17 protein-coding genes and 1 riboswitch are annotated in these 21173 nt (G+C 50.0%); of the genes, 8 read left to right on the forward strand and 9 right to left on the reverse strand.

The annotated features are described in order from the left end of the window. Positions 1-223: 223 nt before the first annotated feature. The 4 genes from IOQ59_RS17610 to aceK form a co-directional block, all read right to left on the reverse strand. Entirely contained in the window at positions 224-649 is a 426-nt protein-coding gene (locus IOQ59_RS17610) for a universal stress protein (protein WP_193954778.1), read from the reverse strand. A gap of 25 nt (positions 650-674) precedes the next feature. After that, positions 675-3200 carry a TRAP transporter permease gene (locus IOQ59_RS17615; protein ID WP_193954849.1) on the reverse strand — a complete coding sequence of 842 codons (2526 nt, stop codon included), beginning with the start codon at positions 3198-3200 and terminating at the stop codon, positions 675-677. Positions 3201-3304: 104 nt separating this feature from the next. Next, positions 3305-4285 (reverse strand): TAXI family TRAP transporter solute-binding subunit, encoded by a 981-nt coding sequence (locus IOQ59_RS17620; protein WP_193954779.1) that lies wholly within the window; start codon positions 4283-4285, stop codon positions 3305-3307. Between the two features lie 168 nt (positions 4286-4453). Further along, positions 4454-6184, reverse strand: a complete 1731-nt coding sequence (aceK, locus tag IOQ59_RS17625) for a bifunctional isocitrate dehydrogenase kinase/phosphatase (protein ID WP_193954780.1) — start codon at positions 6182-6184, stop codon at positions 4454-4456. A 171-nt stretch (positions 6185-6355) separates the two neighbouring features. Between aceK and pfkA the strand changes: the two genes are divergently transcribed. The 3 genes from pfkA to IOQ59_RS17640 all read left to right on the forward strand — a co-directional run bounded on the left by pfkA (position 6356) and on the right by IOQ59_RS17640 (position 9266). Next, the gene (gene pfkA / locus IOQ59_RS17630) at positions 6356-7360 is read left to right on the forward strand and encodes a 6-phosphofructokinase (protein WP_193954781.1); all 1005 of its coding nucleotides are present in this window, start codon (positions 6356-6358) and stop codon (positions 7358-7360) included. A gap of 34 nt (positions 7361-7394) precedes the next feature. Then, on the forward strand, positions 7395-8540 hold the full coding sequence (gene zapE / locus IOQ59_RS17635; RefSeq protein ID WP_193954782.1) for a cell division protein ZapE: 1146 nt from the start codon (positions 7395-7397) through the stop codon (positions 8538-8540). 117 nt (positions 8541-8657) lie between these two features. Continuing rightward, positions 8658-9266, forward strand: a complete 609-nt coding sequence (locus IOQ59_RS17640) for a DUF502 domain-containing protein (protein WP_193954783.1) — start codon at positions 8658-8660, stop codon at positions 9264-9266. Here IOQ59_RS17640 and IOQ59_RS17645 read toward each other — a convergent pair. Next, entirely contained in the window at positions 9263-9904 is a 642-nt protein-coding gene (locus IOQ59_RS17645; protein ID WP_193954784.1) for an MBL fold metallo-hydrolase, read from the reverse strand. The genes IOQ59_RS17640 and IOQ59_RS17645 overlap by 4 nt on opposite strands. Positions 9905-9985: 81 nt before the next feature. After that, a complete protein-coding gene (locus tag IOQ59_RS17650; RefSeq protein WP_193954785.1) occupies positions 9986-10876 on the reverse strand; it encodes a CHAD domain-containing protein in 891 nt (296 codons plus the stop codon). 112 nt (positions 10877-10988) lie between these two features. Here IOQ59_RS17650 and IOQ59_RS17655 point away from each other — a divergent pair, with 112 nt between their 5' ends. The 4 genes from IOQ59_RS17655 to IOQ59_RS17670 all read left to right on the forward strand — a co-directional run bounded on the left by IOQ59_RS17655 (position 10989) and on the right by IOQ59_RS17670 (position 15271). Continuing rightward, entirely contained in the window at positions 10989-11453 is a 465-nt protein-coding gene (locus IOQ59_RS17655; RefSeq protein WP_193954786.1) for an aminoacyl-tRNA deacylase, read from the forward strand. A 163-nt stretch (positions 11454-11616) separates the two neighbouring features. Continuing rightward, entirely contained in the window at positions 11617-11880 is a 264-nt protein-coding gene (locus tag IOQ59_RS17660) for a DUF5062 family protein (protein WP_193954787.1), read from the forward strand. A 281-nt stretch (positions 11881-12161) separates the two neighbouring features. Continuing rightward, positions 12162-13160: an ABC transporter substrate-binding protein gene (locus IOQ59_RS17665; protein ID WP_193954788.1), complete on the forward strand. Its 999-nt coding sequence runs from the start codon at positions 12162-12164 to the stop codon at positions 13158-13160. Continuing rightward, positions 13157-15271, forward strand: a complete 2115-nt coding sequence (locus IOQ59_RS17670; RefSeq protein WP_193954789.1) for a putative bifunctional diguanylate cyclase/phosphodiesterase — start codon at positions 13157-13159, stop codon at positions 15269-15271. The genes IOQ59_RS17665 and IOQ59_RS17670 overlap by 4 nt, the downstream gene beginning before the upstream one ends. Before the next feature lies 1 nt (position 15272). Here the strand turns inward: IOQ59_RS17670 and IOQ59_RS17675 are convergent, their stop codons facing one another. Further along, complete coding sequence (locus tag IOQ59_RS17675) at positions 15273-16163, reverse strand: HD-GYP domain-containing protein (RefSeq protein ID WP_193954790.1); 891 nt, start codon at positions 16161-16163, stop codon at positions 15273-15275. 261 nt (positions 16164-16424) lie between these two features. Between IOQ59_RS17675 and IOQ59_RS17680 the strand changes: the two genes are divergently transcribed. Then, positions 16425-17231 (forward strand): hypothetical protein, encoded by an 807-nt coding sequence (locus IOQ59_RS17680; RefSeq protein ID WP_193954791.1) that lies wholly within the window; start codon positions 16425-16427, stop codon positions 17229-17231. Positions 17232-17463: 232 nt separating this feature from the next. Here IOQ59_RS17680 and thiC read toward each other — a convergent pair whose 3' ends face one another. Both thiC and thiD read right to left on the reverse strand, forming a co-directional pair. Beyond that, positions 17464-19344, reverse strand: coding sequence for a phosphomethylpyrimidine synthase ThiC (thiC, locus tag IOQ59_RS17685; protein WP_304621446.1), 1881 nt, complete (start codon positions 19342-19344; stop codon positions 17464-17466). A gap of 43 nt (positions 19345-19387) precedes the next feature. Next, positions 19388-20209 carry a bifunctional hydroxymethylpyrimidine kinase/phosphomethylpyrimidine kinase gene (gene thiD / locus IOQ59_RS17690; RefSeq protein WP_193954792.1) on the reverse strand — a complete coding sequence of 274 codons (822 nt, stop codon included), beginning with the start codon at positions 20207-20209 and terminating at the stop codon, positions 19388-19390. A gap of 64 nt (positions 20210-20273) precedes the next feature. Then, positions 20274-20374: riboswitch (TPP riboswitch) on the reverse strand. Between the last annotated feature and the right edge of the window lie 799 nt (positions 20375-21173).

Genomic DNA, 21173 nt, shown 5'->3' on the forward strand with positions numbered 1-21173 from the left:
TGCTGTCCGAAGAAGCTGTTGTCTCAAGCGAGGAGGCGCATTCTACAGACCTCAGCATGGGGGTCAACAGCCTTTGTAAAAAAACTTCAAAAAAACGCAAAAAAACCTTAAATAGTTCAACAAACAACCAACCCTGATTAAATAACAATCAAACCAAAGCATCAGACACAAAAAAGGCGCCTGACGGCGCCCTTTTTCAAACAAATCTGTAGATCAATATTGGTCAGCGCATCACAAACACCGAACAACTCGCTTGCTCCACCACTTTGGCGGTCACAGAACCCAGCAGTACCTTTTCTACCAAACTGTGATTGTGGCTTGGAATCGCAATCAAGTCACAATCCAATCGTTTTGCTGTCTTCACAATCTCGCGATGAGGGGCACCTTCAGCCACATGTACTTCCCAATGAACGTTGTCGGCTAAATTCAGTTCCGCCAGTTCAGTCAACTGATGTTCCATTGCAGCAATCGCTGTCTCTATTGCCCCTTCGGGAAAATACGATGCCACCACAGGCATATTAAACCCGGGTAAAACACCTAGAAGGTGTATTTCCTGCCCTTTGCTGAGTATTCCATTGAGGTATTTAAGTGCATGCTCCGCCGTCACGATATCTTCCAGATCAACGGGGAAGAGAGCCTTAGTAAACATTACATTCACCCTATGACATTAGCTATCAGGCAGTTTTTCGACGACGCAGCTGCATGGCGGCCAAACCTGCCAACAATATAAGTACCGGGATATACACCAACTGTTTCGGAGGTCGCTCAGCTTGAGTTTCGATCGCCAGGATTTCCCAGCCGAAATCGATACCCGCCTTTTGCGCTGCGCTATCGAAGCCCACCATATCCACCATGACCTTTTCATCACCGACAGATAACATCAGTCCAACCTCTTGCAAGCGTTGCGCGCCATCCCCGGCTGCGCCCAACTCCAATTCGACAATTTTTTTCACGTAATTGCCATCTATCGTGTCACCCGCCACAGCCAGACGCAGAGAACGGTTCTCAGGTAACGTCCCCGCAATCTCTTCTATCTGAACGGCAAGTTTAGTTTCCAGTGGCGGATAAACTTCGTCCCACCAGAAGCCCGGGCGGAACATAGAAAACGCCACCAGCAATAACACAGCCGTTTCGTACCAACGACTTTTAACCAGCCAGTACCCCTGTGTCGCCGCAGCAAAGATCAGCATCGCACCTGTTGCCGACAAGACGGTCATCAACAGATGAAAAGGACCTTCAACACCGATTAACAAAAGCTCAGTATTAAAAATAAACATAAAGGGTAGTACGGCCGTGCGGATATCATAGGTAAAACCCTGGATACCTGTTTTGATCGGATCGGAACGCGCAATCGCCGCGGCAGCATAAGCCGCCAGCCCCACAGGGGGCGTGTCATCAGCCAAAATTCCGAAATAAAACACAAACAGGTGGACCGCTATCAAAGGCACCAATAAGCCATGCTCAGCCCCCAGCGTAACAATAACCGGAGCCATCAATGTGGAGACAACGATGTAGTTGGCCGTTGTTGGCAATCCCATGCCCAATACCAAACTAATGATGGCGGTAAACAGCAGCATCAACATCACGTTACCGCCAGAGATAAACTCCACGAACTCAGTCATGACCAGTCCGATCCCCGTCAACGTGACAGTCCCCACCACAATGCCTGCCGCAGCCGTTGCGACACCAATGCCAATCATATTGCGCGCACCGCTGACCAAACCGTCCAGCAGGTCATGAATACCCACAGCCCCAGAATCCTTCCAGTGATGATCACCACGAAACATCGATTTCAGAGGTTTATGGGTAACCACAACCGCAGTCATAAATACGGTAGCCCAGAACGCTGACAGTCCCGGTGATAGACGTTCAACGGTGAGGCACCAAACCAATACGACAACCGGCAATAGAAAGTAGAGACCAGATTTCACCGTCGGCCCCACTTCCGGCAGTTTGACGATCGCGGCATTTGGATCATCCATGTGTAACTCAGGATATTGAGCAGCATATCGAATCAATGCCAAATAAGCCGCCAGCATTACGATACCGATCAGCGCGTAGGTTCCGTCACCCAGCACCTCTTTAGACCACCCCATGCCGTAATAGATCGCCAACGAAAGAATACACACACCTGATATCACCATACTCCAGGTGAGCAACGATTCAGCCAGAGTGGGTTTGTAAGGACGTTCCAGCCCTTTCATGCCGGCCTTCAGCGCTTCCAGATGCACGATATAGATCAACGCTACATAAGAGATGAGCGCAGGCAGAATCGCGTGTTTGATGACTTCGATATACGAAACCCCAACATACTCCACCATCAGGAACGCGGCCGCGCCCATAATCGGAGGTGTCAGCTGCCCATTGGTCGAAGCAGCCACTTCGACTGCACCGGCTTTTTGACCGGGAAACCCAACCCGTTTCATCAACGGAATGGTAAACGTGCCGGTCGTCACAACATTGGCAATCGATGACCCAGACACAAGACCACTTAACCCGGACGATACGACGGCGGCTTTTGCGGGTCCGCCTTTCATGTGTCCCAACAGGGAAAACGCGACTTGTGTGAAGTAATTACCGGCACCGGCTTTATCCAGCAGTGAACCGAATAACACAAAGAGAAAGACAAAACTGGTAGAAACACCCAGCGCGACCCCAAATACACCTTCACTGGACAGCCACTGGTGGGACATCGCCTTACTCAGGCTTGCCCCTTTATGGGCGATCACATCCGGCATATACGGACCGCCAAAGGTGTAGATCAGGAAAATTGTCGCGACCACCATCAACGGAGGCCCTAAAGCACGGCGGGTTGCCTCTAACAGGATCAGCATTCCCGACACGGCTACTACAAGATCCAGTCTATTGGGCGCACCGGCACGATCAGCCAGCTCAGCATGAAAGATCACCAGATACGAAGCACAAAACGCACCGACCAAACCCAATACCCAGTCCTGTATCGGAATATAAAATCGGGGTGAACTTTTGAGTGCGGGGAAAGCCGTATAGGCAAGAAATATGGCGAAGCCGAGGTGAATTGAACGTGCCTGCGTATCGTTAAACACGCCAAAGTTCAGCGTAAAGGGCAGTGGTGATGCATACCACAGTTGGAACAGCGACCATGCCAACGCAACACCCCAGAGAAGCTTGCCGGGCAGACCACGCGGCGCACGTGCGCCACTATCCGCCTGTGCAACCATCTCTTGAACATCAGGATCAACATGTGGGGTTGGCTTGTCAGTCACATTAGCTCCAGATCAGAAAACACAAAACGGGAGCCGAAGCCCCCGTTTTTAGCTGCGAATCAAAGCAGACCCGCTTCCTTGTAGTACTTCGCTGCACCTGGATGCAATGGTGCTGTCAGACCGTCTTTTACCATCTCTTCTTTCTTCAGGTGTCGGAACGCTGGATGAAGATTACGGAAAGTATCGAAGTTCTCGAATACCGCTTTTACCACCTGATACACCACTTCTTCGGGTACGGCAGCAGAGGTTGCAAACGTTGCACCGACACCAAATGTCGCAACATCAGCATCATTACCACGGTACATACCCGCAGGCACGGTTGCAGATCGGTAATAAGAGTTGTCCTTAATTAAACCTTCCACTGCGCTGCCATCCACAGTAACCAGTTTGCTATCACACGAGGTGGTCGCCTCTTTAATCGCACCACTTGGATGCCCAACAACGTAAACCATCACATCGATCTTGTTGTCACATAACGCACTGGCCTGTTCAGATGCCTTCAGTTCAGATGCAAGCGCGAAATCATCCATTGTCCAGCCTTTGGCGTTCATCAGCACTTCCATCGTGCCACGCTGACCGGATCCAGGGTTACCAATATTGACGCGTTTACCTTTCAGGTCATCAAAGGTTTTGATACCTGAATCGGCGCGAGCAACAACCGTAAACGGCTCGGGATGTACAGAGAATACTGCACGCAGATCTTTGTTTGCGCCTTTGTCTTTGAACTTACTGGTGCCGTTATAGGCATGGTATTGCCAGTCAGACTGCGCAACCCCCATATCCAACTCACCGGCACGGATCGTATTCAGGTTGTAGATAGAGCCACCGGTTGACTCAACCGAGCAACGGATACCGTGATCTTTACGTCCTTTGTTCACCAGACGGCAGATTGCACCACCAGTTGGATAATAAACACCAGTTACGCCACCGGTACCAATAGTGATGAACTGTTCGGCGGAAGCGGTCACAGATGCTCCCATCGCAGCAACACCTACCCCAAACGCCAGTAGTGCTGAGGTAACTGTCTTCTTGATCGTCATAGCAGTCTCCCTGTTCTTATTTTTAAGTAGCTCTTTAATAACGAGAGCTGACTGTTAAATAGTAGACACAAGTGCTAAGTGTTCAAGAATAAAACACGACTAAATAGCACTATTTATGATTTCAATTCATGTAAAACACCCAAGCACTGTTTTTGACACGACACACCTTCAATTACGCAGAAACCGTTTTACCTTACGGTAAGGAAAAACATCCATAATATTTCCCGCCCTGACCTGATTCTGCATTTCACGCCAGAACTTCACATCGAGAAGATCCTGATGGAGTTCATTAAAGATCTTTCTAACCGTACGATCACATCGGGTTAAGATGTGTAACTCCTCCGGAAACACATCGGTTGGTCCGACTGAATACCAAGGTTCATCCATCATTTCCTGTTCGGGATACAGCGCCTCAGGGATCTCGCGAAAATTACACTCGGTGAGATACATAATCTCATCATAGTCGTAAAAAACGACCCGTCCGTGCCGGGTGATCCCAAAGTTTTTAAACAACATGTCACCGGCAAAGATATTAGCTGCGGCCAATTGCTTAATGCATTTTCCAAACTCGTTGATTGCATGAAACACGGCATACTCATCCTTGTTCGCCAACGCTTCGTTAATATGGATATTCAACGGCGTCATCCGCCGTTCGGTCCAGAGATGTTTGATCAGCACCCTATCCGTTTCAATTTCTACAGAGGATCCCGCCACCTTTTGCAATTCATCGATCAGCTCATCCGAGAAGCGCGCACGCGGGAAACTGAAATTGGTAAACTCCATGGTATCCGCCATACGCCCAACCCGGTCATGCCGCTTAACCAGCTGATACTTTTCGATCACCGTACTACGGGCAATATATTTCGAGGAGGAGAAGCTGTCCTTGATAACTTTAAACACCAGTGGATAACTGGGTAAAGTGAAGACCGTCATCACCATGCCTTTGATACCGGGCGCGACAATCAATTCATCGTCAGAGTTTTTCAGGTGTTCAATAAAAGTACGATAGAACTCAGCCTTGCCCTGTTTATAAAACCCAACAGAACTGTATAACTCTGCTACGGACTTCATCGGTAGGATCGACTGCATAAACCGAATGAATTCTGATGGAACATTTACGTCGGCCATAAAGTACGCCCGGGTAAAGCTGAATATCACCGATACATCGTTCTCTTCAGTGATCAGCGTATCCACGTAGAGACCACCCGCTTCGTTATTTAGCAGCGGCAATACAAACGGCAACTGTTTGTCTTGGGTACGTACACGGCCGACGATATAAGCCCCTTTGTTTCGATAGAAGACCGTTTTAACCACTTCGATAGAGGTGCTTTCTGCATCATTAAATTCATCCGCCATGTTATTGCGCACATGCCGCATAATATTGCGAATATCCCGCCGTTTATTTTCCCAGGGGATATCAAAGGCCACATCGTCCAGCAACGTCGATATCATCACCTGTAATCCACGAACGGGATAATACGTTCGATAGATTTCATCACCGGAATCCACAATCCGACCCGCCATCGAACTGTGAATAAACATATGCTGATCATCCAGCTGCAAATGCCCGAACAAACGACAATAGATTGAGTTGTAATAGGTTTCGGCCAATTCAAAATCATCGCGTAAGACGATCAGATTGATATAGGCCTGCTTCGCAAGCAGCCAAAGATCAGAGGTATGTACCGATTCACCCACCGAGCGCTGTAAAGCTTCAGCCGCATCCTGGCACATACTCTCATAGAGATTAATACGCTCAGTCGAGGCGTGCTGAACCGCGCCCCAATCGGCTAACTCGAAACGCGCCTTCGCACCTGCGGTAATACGATGAAAATGCGCACGGTAGTCAGAGAAACTCTGCAAAATATCCTGTGCGATCTGTTCTGCCAACATCACCATCGGTCTTACCCTCTGCGGCCAAAACACTCAGCCACTCTATAATGTAAGGTATGGATGACCTGCCACAGCCCAGCCTTTTACTTTTTGCCTATGCCATATAAGCGTCAACTTAAGGGATTAGGCTTGAGCATTAGAAGAGCTGCCAGTGGATTACACGATAGGAGAGATTGGATGTATAAGCTACCCGCGCTTGATGCAGTGAAAGAACTCAAAGCCATTGCGGTATTAACCAGCGGTGGCGATGCACCGGGCATGAACCCCGCAATCCGTGGCGTTGTTCGTGCCGCATTAAGTCACGGCATTCGTGTCTATGGGGTCAATCGGGGCTACAGCGGATTAATCATCGGAGATATCTGGGAGATGAACTCCCGCTCCGTCACCAACATCGTACAACGCGGCGGGACCTTGCTAAAAAGTGACCGTTGCGAGGCATTTAAAGACCCTACCGTGCGCCATCAGGCGGCTGAGATTCTACGCGAGCGAGAAATTGAAGGCTTAGTTGTCATTGGCGGTGATGGTTCCCTCACAGGTGCAGCCTTGCTAGCCGAAGAGTCGGGCATCCCCGTTGTGGGGCTGCCCGGCACAATCGACAATGATATCCACGGCAGCGACGATACCATCGGCTTTGATACGGCGGTCAACACTGCTCTGGATGCGATCGACCGTATTCGTGATACAGCCCTTTCCCACGAACGGCTGTTTCTGGTCGAAGTCATGGGACGAGATTCCGGCTTTATCGCCACTCAGGTCGGCATCGCCTGCGGTGCGGAGATGGTGGTGATTCCAGAGGTCGAATTTAAGATCCAAAGCCTCTGCTTTCAACTGGCCAACAACCGCGTCAAAGGCGAAGGCTCCAGCGGGATTATTGTTGTAGCCGAAGGTCCACGACCGGGGCTCACCTACCGCATCGCACAACAACTCGAAGAGAACGGTCAATCGCCTAAGGTTTGTATTCTTGGCCATATTCAGCGAGGTGGCAGTCCAACAGGGCATGACCGGGTATTAGCCTCCTGCATGGGCGCAACCGCAGTCGACTACCTGCGGGCGGGATACTCCAGCATTATGGTGGGTGTGCAAAAAGGTGAAGTTCTGGATGTTCCGCTGAAAGAGGTGCTCGAGCGCAAGAAACCCCTCGCCAGCGAATGGATCGCCATGAGCTCACTGCTACACAAGTAGCTATCAGCTTCCCGGGGCGCTAAGATGCGTCCCCATGACCATCCGTGACTTACCTCTCCAGCAGCGCTATCAGGCCTACCTAGCACAGGGCTACGATGACGATCCTGTGCAACGACATGCATTGGAGCACTTATGCCAGCTGCAACACCTGCTGAATCAGAAACGCAGTCAAACGCTGCCACGCGGTCTTTATCTCTGGGGACCGGTCGGTCGGGGTAAAACCTTCCTGATGGATCTGTTCTGCGACTCGTTACAGGAGGATTACGGCAACGATTGTGCATTGCGTCTGCATTTCCACCGTTTTATGTCGCTGATCCACCAGCAACTGCAAGACTACTCCGGTCACGAAGACCCTCTGCAAGAAGTTGCCAAGGGGCTGGCACAGAAATACCGCGTACTCTGCTTCGACGAGTTTCTAGTAGCTGAGATCGGTGATGCCATGTTATTGGGCCGGTTGATTGAACATCTGTTCAGACAAGGCGTGACATTAGTCTGCACATCTAATCGGCCACCGGAAGAGTTGTATCGGGGTGATATCCATAAAGATCGTTTTGAGCCTACGGTCAGACGTCTGCGGGATAATATGACCGAAGTAGCGATGGAGGGAGAGAAGGATCACCGTCTGCGTGCGCTCACCCACAAAGCAGCGTTTTTTGTTGAGAGTCCTGCATCACTCAGCGACTTATTCCAACCCCATGCAGAACACGTCCACAGCCGCGATACAGATATTCTGGTCTGTCGACGCCCTATCCCCTGTATCGCGGCAACATCTGATGTGATCTGGTTTGATTTTAACGCCCTCTGCGAAGGCCCGCGCAGCCATCTCGATTACATCGATATTGCGCGCCGCTTTCACACGTTGTTTTTAAGCAACGTACCTTTGCTCGGCGGCAAGCAATACGAGCGCATCAAAGCCCGCGGCACCGAAGATGGCGCCATCGGCTCAAAATCCACCGGCGAGCGGCAGGTGATGATTGGCCAGTCAGATGATCCCGCCCGACGGTTTATAGCATTAGTGGATGAACTCTATGACCGCAGGGTTAATCTGTTCCTGAATGCAGCGACTGATCTGGATACGCTCTATCAGGGCGATCTGCTGGCCTTTGAGTTCAACCGTACCCGTAGCCGCCTGACCGAGATGGCCTCGGAAGAGTATCAACAAGCAGCACACCAACCCTGACCGCCGGCTCAATCCAGCCTGCGGCTCGTCCCAGACAAGGTCTCTTCCGGCAACCCTGTTAAGCTATCACTCAGCGATCATCACTTATATTGGCAGGCCAGCCATGAGGAACCCACGATGCGAAGCCTGATGCGATTTTTCTTTCAGGGACTCCTGATTCTGCTACCGGTCATGCTGACCATCTATCTGGTTTACCTGATCTTCACCGCTCTGAATGAAACCGTTTTTTCTGCTATCGGCAGCCTGTTAACCCTGTTCTTTCCGGCACTGGAGCCGGGGTTGAGTGCAACACTGGCTGGCACCGCCGTCACCCTGATCGTGATTACTGCTACCGGTTTGCTCGGGTCGCTGTATCTGGGCCGTTATTTAATGGGTTATGTGGATCGTTTTCTCGAACGCATCCCGCTCATCAAGCTGCTCTATAACGCGCTGAAAGATCTGTTCAACGCCTTCTTAGGGGACGCCAAAAGCTTTGATAAACCTGTACTTGTATATTTAAGCGAAGATAAGCGGATTAAAGCGATGGGATTTATGACACGGGAAAGCATGGAGAGCTTCGGCTTGGAAGATGAGGTCGCCGTCTATCTGCCGCAATCGTATAACTTTGCCGGCAACCTGATTATTGTTCCAAAAACTCAGGTAGAGCGATTAGATGTCGCGGCCAGTCAGGTGACCGCGTTTGTGGTCAGCGGAGGTGTCTCCACTGACCGGCAGAACAGCAATTAACCGCGATGATCAGACACAAACGGATTGCTCTCACGTTCATGCCCGAACGTAGACATCGGACCGTGTCCCGGAATGAAATCAACATCATCACCTAACGGGAACAACTTCTCGCGAATAGATGCGATCAGTGTTGGATGATCCCCTTTAGGGAAATCCGTACGGCCAATCGAGCCCTGAAACAGAACATCACCCACCATCGCGATCAGATCGCCGGGATGGAAGAACACTACATGACCCGGCGTATGGCCCGGCGTATGCAACACACTCAGTGACTGATTACCCACCTGTACATCATTGCCTTCATCCAGCCAGCGATCAGGGGTAAAACCTTCCACTGGTGGAAATCCAAACATCGTACACTGCTGATCCAGACCATCAATCCAGAACTTATCCTCAATATGTGGACCTTCAACCGGCACACCGGCTTTTGCCACCAGCTCAGCAGTACCGCCCACATGATCGAGGTGAGCGTGTGTCAGCAGGATTTTCTCCAGTGTTACACCTTCCTCTTCAACCGCTGCCAGAATGCGATCAACGTCACCACCCGGGTCGATCACCGCCGCTTTGTTGGTTTCTTCGCACCAGATCAGAGTGCAGTTCTGCTGGAACGGTGTCACAGGGATAATTCGGAATTTCATAAAGTACAGCGCCTCACTGATTGATACGACCGAGTATATCAGAGGCAAAATGACGACGGCATAACCGAACGATGATCAACGCTAAGAGTTTGCCTGATCCAGATCACGCCAGCGACGGATCAGTTTACGACTGTAACTGCCGCAAGGCTGGCGATATGCTTTCGGTGCAAGCTGCAAGACCTGTTCCAAAAGCACCTGCTCACGCCCTGCAGATACGTGCTTTAAGCGAACCAAATCATCAGTCCAGAACGCACGTCGGTGACTGTTCAGATAATCCTGCAAGATAGCCAGATCATGCAGCTGCCCTAAATATTCACCCAGCATTTTCAGGCGTGCCCGTTGTTTATGCTGATGTGTCGGAAACAACAGTGAAAACTGATAATAGAATCGTTTCACTTGTTTGCGCCATCGGTGCAACTGTTCGGCTTCAGGTTGCTGTTGAATCTGCTGCCAATGCTGACGTCCGGCGTCATACTCTCCGGCAATCGCTGCACGCAGAGCCTTCTGATCATATGTCTTCAGATGCCAATGACGTGCTTCTTTCTGCAGGCGCCGCAAACAGGTCCGTGCATGTTCTAACGGCTCTAATCCGGTATCGTCTAAAGAGGCCGCATGATAATGCTCAAACACAGGTCCACGTAATCGTTCACAACATTCATGATCGTAGATCTCTTGCAGCAACTGCTCCATGGTATCAAGCAGCACCCGGGCATCTCGGTTATCGGACAAATTCCCGGCCAACGCCTTGCTCTGTTCATCCGCCAGGCGATATGCCGATTTTCCGATCCCCGCGCGTAACAAGCGTAAAAATGCCCGCATCCGCTTCATCCCCGTCCGGGTATCATGAACCACCTCGTCACGTTGCGCAGCATTCGCCTGCATCAGAATTTTATTTATGCTTTTCAAGTGGTTATCTACTACCTGATGGACCTCCCTCCCCAAACGTTGACTGGTGTGCAATGCAATAGCCATGCTAACTCTCGCTTTCAAGTATCTCTGTTCAAAGAATAGACCACAGCGAATGAGCTACACTGAGAGGTGCAGGAGCCCCAACCGGCAGGAGCCTCAATGAGAGGTGAATACCATGTCCCTTGCGCCAACCATTCAGCGCTATCTGGATAACCAACATATTACCTACAAACGCGTTTTCCATCCTTACGCCGAAACCGCTATGGGCTGTGCCCTCGCAGCCAAAGTTCCCCCTAAACGGGTCGCCAAAGGTGTAGTACTGAGAGACGATGAAGGTTTTGTGATGGCCGTTGTACCGGCCGACCGTCAGGTCGATTTGCGCGCTGTGAATCATTTCACTAACCGCCTGCTGACCACAGCCCGTCAGAACGATGTCAAAATCCTGTTCCGGGACTGTGCAACAGGTGCGGTGCCCAGTTTAGGTCAGACTTATAATCTGCCTGTGATCTGGGATGACCATCTGGGTGAAGAGCCAGAATGCTATCTGGAAGCCGGAGACCACCGCGAGCTGGTCAGAATGAATCGGGACAGTTTCCTCGATTCGATGAAAAACCAGCCTCACGGCAGGATTAGCTTTTAAAAGCGGATCAGCACTCACCCCCAACTATGCGGCGACAAATGATGTCGTCGCATACTTTTCCTCTCCGATATCACTCTTTTACTCCGTCACCACTTTACAGCCGACCCGGATTTGCGGATAAAGGGGATATACCTGCTATCTGAGCGAAAGGACGTGGCAGCACATGAAAAAACTGAAACACGAAGCAGAACTGGTACGACAGGCATTGACCGTAGGGGCAGCCTATTTCGAAAAGCGTGGCGCCGGAAAATTTGAAGCAACTGACAGCGCCAGTAACAAGGTAACAGCCGTTTACCGTTTACTGGTACAAGATGGCTTGATTCAACCACTGGCAAAGGATCAGGAAAACGAGCCGAATATGAAACATAAACTGGCCTTGTGGATAGAGCGTCAGCTACCGGACAATCACCCCCTGAAAAACGGTTAATGCTGAATACGTACAACCGCGTAAGGTGTGCAAACGCATCGAGCGCGGCTTCCCGTACAAATTTGAATGTTCAATCACCAAACAGGCATAGATTTTCATTGAGGCGCGGCGATTTCTCATATTTTCCGCAGGTTCCCACTACCAAAATCTATACCTAAGCACTACATTTATACAACGAACTGTCCCATAACACTTCGGGCTGTGGATAATACGGTCTGGCAGTAAGCGCTTACTCGGATAGCTCCAATTGTCTGGTCATTTGGCTAAGTCAGGATGCAGTCATGGCGCATGTAAAACGGATTTCACTGGCACTTGCTCTACTGTTCGTGGTGTCACTCGGCATTTATGTACAACAAGGGCTTAACAGCCGCACACCAGCACTGTCTATCCGCATCGCGGTTTCACAAACACCGCTTAGCCCCCCTTTTTATGTTGCTCAGCACAAAGGTTATTTTAAGGATCAAGGTATCGAGGTTGAGCTGGTACCTTATGTCGGAGGGCACCTCTGCTTTCAGGCTCTGACAAAGGGTGAAGTGGATCTGGCCACTACGTCTGATTCGGTGATCATGTTTAACAGTTTTGATCGCGGTGATTTCTCTATCCTGAGCAGTTTTGTAGAATCCGATAACGACATTAAAGTGATATCACCCGCTTCGTTGGGGATACGCGAACCCGGGCAGCTACGCGGACGGCGTATCGGAGTCATTCATAACACTGCCAGTGAATTTTTCCTGCACAGCTTGCTGCTGATTAGCGGAATTCCCCCTCAAAACGTAGAACTGATCTCTCTACGCCCAGACGAAATGGCCACGGCTCTGCTGGATGGGCAGATCGATGCGGCTTCCGTTTGGGAGCCCTATGCCTACGAAGCATTACAACAGTCAGCCCCCCCGCCTAACATCATCAACGCAAGGGGCATGTATACCCTGTCGTTTAATCTGGTCAGCATGCGCTCCCAGATTTCCAAGCAATTGACCGAACACAAAAAAGTACTCTCAGCCCTCGGTGACGCCATTCGTTATATCGCAAAACATCCGGACGACGCACAGCAGATCATGGCACAGCAACTGCAACGCGACCCCAAGGCCATTGCACACAGCTGGAACGACTATGTTTTCAAACTCTCGCTCAGCAATTCTTTGATCTCCACACTGGAGAGTGAAGCACGCTGGGCTGTCACCCAACACCGAGTAAGCTCAGCATCCATACCCGACTACCGTACATTTATCGACGATACTGCGTTGTTATCCACTGAACCTACGGCGTCACTGATACGATGAAAATTTCTCAGCGACTTGTCATTCTGGCGACCAGCGCCGTTGCTCTATCGATCGCCCTGACCGGTAATATGCTCTGGCAGGACTATCAGCAATCCCGGATTTTTTCACGACTGGAGGATGCCTATCGGGTACAAACCGGTATTGAAACAATGCGGGCACATCTTAGTAACTATCAGCAAAACAGAAACTTGTCTCCCCTGAGCGAGAGTCGCTTACTGTATGAAGAGCTGGATGTCATGCTGAGTCAGTCAGCCAATACACTGGATCAACAGGAGGTTTACCTTCAAAGCCTGAACAAACGCAATAACAGCGTCTGCTTTCTACTTGACCAGATGATCCGAATTCACGAGAGCGGCCAGGACCAGTCCCAAACCGATGCCCTGACCCACCTCAGCAATCTGCTCTCGTCAGTCATCCAGTCAATGTCTGAAGACACCGTGCGGCTGGAACAATATGCGGTTGAGGGCTCCAAGCAACTGCACACACAAGGCAACTTACTGACAGGCGGCCTGTTATTGGCACTCACCCTGCTGTTATCCGGTTTAAGTCTGCGCACCGCTAAATTATTTAAGCATCGTATCTCAGTGTTGGATCAAGGCATTCGTCACCTGAGCGAAGGCGACACCCGTATCCAGATTGAAATGGATACCGGAGATGAATTCAGTGAAGTCGCTCATCATTTCAATCAAATGACAGACCGGCTGCAGGAAAGCTCGATCTCCCGCAATCAGTTGCAGATTGAGGTAGAGCGCCGCACGCAAGAGCTTGAGATGCAGAAACAAGCCCTGAGACAATTGGCCGATCATGACGAACTCACCCAGTTGCCCAACCGTACCTATTTCCGCAATAACCTGCTCAGTACGATCCGTAAAAGCGAACGCCACGGAAACGCTGTAGCCGTATTATTTATGGACCTGGATAAGTTCAAACAGATCAATGATTCATTAGGGCACAATATAGGGGATGAAGTATTGCAGGAAGCGTCCCGTCGTTTTCGTGATCGCCTGCGCTGCAGTGATTTTGTTGCCCGACTTGGCGGCGATGAGTTCACCGTGATTATCGAACCTGTGGATAATCCTCAGGATGTTGCAAACATTGCCCAACAGCTCCTGCAATGTATGCAACAACCGGTTCTGGTGAAACAGCACTCGCTGCATCTGGGTACCAGTATTGGCATCAGTGTCTTCCCTCAAGACGGTAAGGATGTCGCCACCCTGATGCGAAATGCCGATCTGGCGATGTATAAGGCGAAAGAGAACGGAGGCAACCGTTTCCACTTCTACAGTGAGGATATGACCCAGGATGCATTGCGCAAAATGTCCCTTGAAGAAGAGTTACGACAAGCATTACAGGAAGATCAGCTTACCGTGTATTACCAACCTCAATACGATCTGGGAAACAAAAAGCTGGTTGGCGTCGAAGCACTGGTGCGCTGGAATCACCCAGAGAAAGGGTTAGTCGCGCCCATGGAGTTCATCCCTTTGGCAGAAGAACGCGGGTTGATCAATCAACTGGGGCTACAGGTTCTGCAAAAAGCCTGTACTCAATGCGCACAATGGCTAAATGAAGGCTTTGATCCGGGTATACTCGCCGTTAATATCTCTGCCCGTCAGCTCACCGAGCGACAGGTCCCTGAACAGATCAGCCAGATTCTAAAATTCACCGGCTGGCCAGTACATCGCCTGGAACTGGAAGTCACCGAGAGCTTCTTTATCAGTGATACTCAAAGATCACTGGCAGTGCTAAATCAGCTGCGGGATATGGGCATTAAACTGGCGATTGATGACTTTGGCACCGGATATTCGTCACTGTCCTACCTGAAACAGCTACCGATTTCCAAGCTAAAGATTGATCGTTCATTCACACGTGATTTGATCGACGATGCAGAGGACCGCGCGATCAGCGAAGCGATTATTGCACTGGGAAAAAGTCTGGGCTTACAAGTGATCGCCGAGGGAGTTGAGCTGGAAGGGCAAGCTGACATCCTGATCCATGAAGGGTGCGACCAGGCTCAGGGGTATCTCTACGGTAAACCTATGTCTGCAGAGCAATTCAGTTTGCTGGCCGCAGCCAACCCCGTGTCAGAGGGGTTAACTGAAACCAGTCTATAACTCAAACCGTCTGGGGCAATTTCAGGTGATCTAACACTGATTCAACCAATGCTTCTATCAGCAGGTTATCCGCATCGGGCGCCAAAGCCTCCTTCGTTGCCATCTGACCGGTCGGGGTAATCGCCCACTTGCCATCGGACTTCTCCACTGAAACTTCATTGCCGCAACTTCGACAACAACTCAGGTCACCCGGATGCTGTTCGCGCTTAATTACAATCGTTGGGCCGCAGGCAGGGCATTCCTGCAAAGGAATTCCATCATCGGTATGCCCAATAATGGCAGATAATGCCCCCTCTTGTGCCAGCATGAGCAACGCATCTGCTGCATTTAAATCAAATTGTCCCCCCGCATTGCTCTCAATAATCTGCAGCGCCTTTTCCTGAGGCATTCCTGCGCGGTAGGGGCGATGGCTGGTCATCGCATCAAACGCATCACATACACCCACAATGCGCGCATCCAATGGCACATCCAGGCCACTTAAACCTTTAGGGTATCCGCGTCCATCCGGGGTTTCATGATGCGCAATGATCGCGGCCTCCACCAAACTACTCAGTGGGTGTCCTGACAACACACGCATCCCCACTTCTGGATGCGCCTTGATTACCGCATACTCTTCATCCGTCAGTTTTCCCGGTTTGCGCAAAATATCATCCGGCACACCGACCTTACCCAGATCATGTAAAAAGCCCCCTAAGCCAATCCGAGCGATGTCTGCCGGGGGTAAAGACAGTTTTTCCGCAACCAGTCGACTATACTGACTGACGCGCCACAAGTGGCCGCCCGTATAAGGGTCTCGCGCCTCAACCATCGAGGCCATCACGTAGAGAGTCGTCAGCATTCCTTGCGCATGTCGCTGGCTATGGGACCGTTCCTGTTTACGTCGCCAAAACATACTGAACTCCTTTAGGTAGAATATGCGGTAAAATCATTAAAGCCTGTTAGCGGTGGATTTTATATTTTCGGCACATGATCTATTCCCTTTAGTTCAGCAACAGAATATTTGACCATTTACTCAGTTAATAATTACGTAATGAAAACTTACTTAAGCGAAATCTAATATTCTTGACAGATTATGGAATGATCGTTAGTTTCCATACTAATTTAAGGGGTATGTAGCTATACCCTAATATTCCCTAACATAAAGGTTGGCCCAATGAACAAGCATTTCGTTCTCACCAGTGGCCGTAGCGGCAGCAACTACATATCAAGCTTGCTGACCAAACATCCCAATGTGATTAACTACGGTGAAGTACTCGGTGAATGGACCACCGGTTACAAGGTAAATAAATATTTGATCGGTCAGGGAGACGCGGGCAAATATTTAGACTTTATCTATCGTGGCAAGGGGTATTTCCAGCTATCCCAAACATACGCACGTCTAAAATCAGTCGTATCGAGTCAGGGTGTCGTAAATAAAAAATGGTCAGACATCACAAGTTATGGCATCAAAGATTTTGCCATGACCCTGATTCAGCGCGACGCACCTGACTTTTTGAAGCAAAATCCAGATATCCGGGTAATCAACCTCTATCGTGAGAATGCTTTGCGTCGTTTTGCTTCTGTGCAACTCCTTGATGAAACGGGTGTTGTGTCTACGGATCATGCTCAGGTTGATGCCGCTGCCGCGCTAAAGCTGAAGAAACAGGTCTACCTTGACCCCAACACCATTCTTGCAGACCTGCAGCGCACACAACAGGTTGTGCAGGATCAGCTGGATATGGTCGCTCAACTCCCTGAAGAGCAGGTTTTGACAATTCGCTATGAAGATCTCTTTGCCAGCGAAGAAGCTAAACATGACTTCGCAGCGAATATGTTTAAGTTTATTGGGGTTGAACCGCTGGAATTAAGTAGCAGCCATAAAAAACTCAACAGCGACAACCTGAAAGAGTTGATCTCCAATTACGATGAAATTTTTGAGATTTGTAAGGGCAGTGAATTTGAACGCTACTTCTATTACTGATTAAATCAGAAGTAAGCGCATCACCAGCTGGCTCTTATTCAAACAACCGTTTACCGGTAATGCTTGAAAAGCCCTGCAAGCTGAAAGATAATTCAAAAATTCGCGGTGTGGTAGTGGTATATAAATTGCGAAGCCGAATTCTCCTCCTAAGGATAGTGCAGGGGATCCACAACGAAAAAAGCCGCCCCTTAGGGGCGGCTTTTTTTATTTAAGAATCTAATTCTGAAACTATTTACACCTTATGGTAAATCTCAGCACCCGATTCTTTAAATTCTGCTGATTTCGCCTGCATCCCTTCATCCGCTTTTGCGTTGATGGCTGCTACCTGCTCGGCATCCAGATCACGCACTTCCTGCGAGATCTTCATGGAACAGAACTTAGGTCCGCACATGGAGCAGAAGTGTGCCACTTTTGCAGAATCTTTTGGCAATGTTTCATCGTGATACGCACGTGCAGTGTCCGGGTCCAGACCGATGTTGAACTGATCTTCCCAACGGAATTCAAAGCGCGCTTTAGACATCGCGTTATCGCGAATCTGCGCACCCGGATGACCTTTTGCCAGATCCGCTGCGTGCGCTGCGATCTTGTAGGTGATGATGCCTTCTTTTACATCCGCTTTGTTCGGCAGGCCCAGATGTTCTTTCGGTGTCACGTAACACAACATGGCACAACCGTACCAGCCGATCATGGCCGCACCGATACCGGATGTGATGTGGTCGTAACCTGGTGCGATGTCAGTGGTCAATGGGCCAAGCGTGTAGAACGGTGCTTCATGGCATTCGGTCAGCTGCTTGTCCATGTTCTCTTTGATCATGTGCATTGGCACATGCCCCGGACCTTCGATCATCACCTGTACGTCGTATTCCCATGCGATCTTGGTCAGCTCGCCCAGTGTTTCCAGCTCGGCAAACTGCGCTTCATCGTTGGCATCGTAAACAGAGCCCGGACGTAAGCCGTCCCCCAGAGAGAAAGACACATCGTAAGCTGCACAGATCTCACAGATCTCACGGAAGTGGGTGTAGAGGAAGTTCTCTTCGTGGTGTGCAAGACACCATTTCGCCATGATGGAACCACCGCGGGATACGATACCTGTCATGCGTTTCGCGGTCATTGGCACGTAGCGCAACAGAACACCGGCGTGAATGGTGAAGTAATCAACCCCTTGCTCTGCCTGCTCGATCAGCGTATCGCGGAACACGTCCCAGTTCAGATTCTCCGCCACACCTTTTACTTTCTCCAACGCCTGATAAATCGGTACGGTACCGATAGGTACGGAGGAGTTACGCATGATCCATTCACGGGTTTCATGAATGTTATCACCGGTGGACAGATCCATAATGGTGTCCGCGCCCCAGCGTGTACCCCAGGTCATTTTCTCCACTTCTTCTTCAATGGAGGACGTGACGGCAGAGTTACCGATGTTGCCATTGATCTTCACCAGGAAGTTACGGCCGATGATCATTGGCTCAACTTCAGGGTGGTTGATATTGGCTGGGATAATTGCGCGGCCTTCAGCCACTTCTTTACGTACAAATTCCGGCGTAATCTCTTCTGGCAGTTTTGCACCAAAGCTATGGCCTGGATGCTGTTCTGCAACCACGTTCCCTTCCGCCTTGGACTTTGCCAGTTTCATATTTTCACGGATGGCGATGTATTCCATCTCAGGCGTCACAATGCCCTGACGTGCATAGTGCAGCTGGGTGACATTTTTGCCTGACTGAGCGCGCCGAGGCTTGCGCTGAAGATCAAAACGCAACGTATCCAGACGCAGATCCGCTTCACGTCCACGACCGTACTCAGAGGTCAACGCATCCAGTTGTTCGGTGTCTTCACGCTCCAGAATCCAGTTTTCACGCAATGGCGCCAAACCTTTACGGATATCGATATCTACAGCTGGATCAGTATAAGGACCGGACGTATCGTACACATACAATGGGTCGTTCTTTTCACCGCCAAAATCAGTGGGCGTATCGTCCAGGGAGATCTCACGCATCGGCACCTGAATATCAGGACGGCTGCCTTCAACATATACTTTGCGGGATTTCGGGAACGGCTGTACGGAGTCCCGGTCTACCTGAGCACTTTCGCTGAGGTTTTTCATATTCTCTGCCATATGTCGCCTGCTTACTTTCTCGTTATGTTACCCAGTTTGCCAATCACTTTGACCACAACGCGTGGAAGTGATGCACCGGACCATGTCCGCTGCCCACCGCTAGCGTATCCGCCGCCGCAATAGCATTAGAGATATAGTTTTTGGCCTGCTCTACCGCCTGATATGGCAGCTCACCCTTTGCCAACATTGCGGCAATGGCAGACCCTAATGTACATCCCGTACCGTGGGTATTTTGTGTGTTGATACGTTTAGTGTTCAGTGTGATGCACTGTTCACCGTCAAAATAAATATCGGGACTCTGATCTTCATCTTCCAGATGACCACCCTTGAGTAACACCGCTTTTGGCCCAAGCGCCTTCAGATCACGTGCCATCCGTTCCATTTCAACCAGATTCTTCGGTTCGTCGCATCCCAGAATGACAGCCGCTTCCGGTAAATTCGGTGTAATGATTGATGCCAGAGGGATAAGCTGATGAACCAAAGCATCAACCGCCTCTGCTTTCAGCAGCGCATCGCCACTTTTGGACAACATGACCGGATCGACCACCAGCTTGGTCTGCGGATACTGACGTAAGAAGTTAGCAACAGCGATAACCACATCAGCATCACCAAGCATGCCGGTTTTAACCACATCAACCCGAAGATCATCAAAAACCGTTGCCAGTTGATCGATAATAAAAGGAACGGGGACCCGATGGATGGCACGTACTTCGCGAGTATTCTGCGCGGTCAGCGCAGTAATCACCGAAGCACCGTATACGCCGAGTGCGGAAAACGCTTTCAGATCGGCCTGTATGCCTGCACCGCCGCCAGAATCAGAACCGGCAATCGTCAGGGCAATAGGTATTTGGGCTGGATTTGGCATCAACATCCCCCTCTATGCTGTGAACCGAAGGTGATGATAAGGCCTGTCATAAGAATTTTTGTCGTCATTTCCAATCTCGATTTCCTACGCCGGTTTTAACCGGTTCAGGTTCAGCGGGTTTACTCTCAGCCCCTGCACTGCGCACGGGCACCCCGACCAAGACAATAGTCTCCTAGTGTATGTGCGTCCCACCGAGCTTGTCTATCCATGTGAGTAGATTTCATGTCTTGCAGCGAAAAACACAGAGAAAATTAGGCGTTTTCCCATACCTCTATTCCAAATATGCCACCCAACCATTGGGTATATCACTCATCAGCGTCAACGGATCAAAACCACCCTGCACCTATATAGACAATAACGACCTGCCACTCTGAAACCTCTGCGTTAGAACAACGACTACACCTTTAAATAACCAAACGACTTTAAACGCCACTCTCTTATATCGAAAAGTTTGATTCTTAGGAAAAATTAAGAATTTTTCCTATATCAACCGAGGTACCTCCAAAGCATAATAAATCTCGTGGATCTCCTGTTCATGGAACGAATATATTGGATGGCATACACAAGCAGAATGGATTAGCAGGACGCTGATGGCTGGAAGCCCAAGGATTAGCTGCATGGAATATGGACGCCAATGAAGGGCGCTTCGATGGATCGAAGCGCCCTTTTTCATATCTGAACGATACAACCCCCCTGTATCACAACACATATTCTTTGCCATTTACCGAATACTACTTAAGTATAACCTCCTAAAAATTAGGAATTTTTCCTATATATCCGCTCACTTCATATCAGGATAATGCGTCTTGTGGATCTCCTGTTCATGGAATGAATAACAAGGAAGGCCAAGGCAAGCGGAAGGGAAGGCAGGAAGCCGCGGCAGGAAGCCAATATCACACAGCAACGGTCACCGTTGGCTATGTGGTACACCGCACGGAAAATGGAAGCCAACGAGGGGGCGTCT

Origin of the sequence: Pontibacterium sinense (assembly GCF_015209595.1) — a bacterium.
Lineage (GTDB): Bacteria > Pseudomonadota > Gammaproteobacteria > Pseudomonadales > Balneatricaceae > Pontibacterium > Pontibacterium sinense.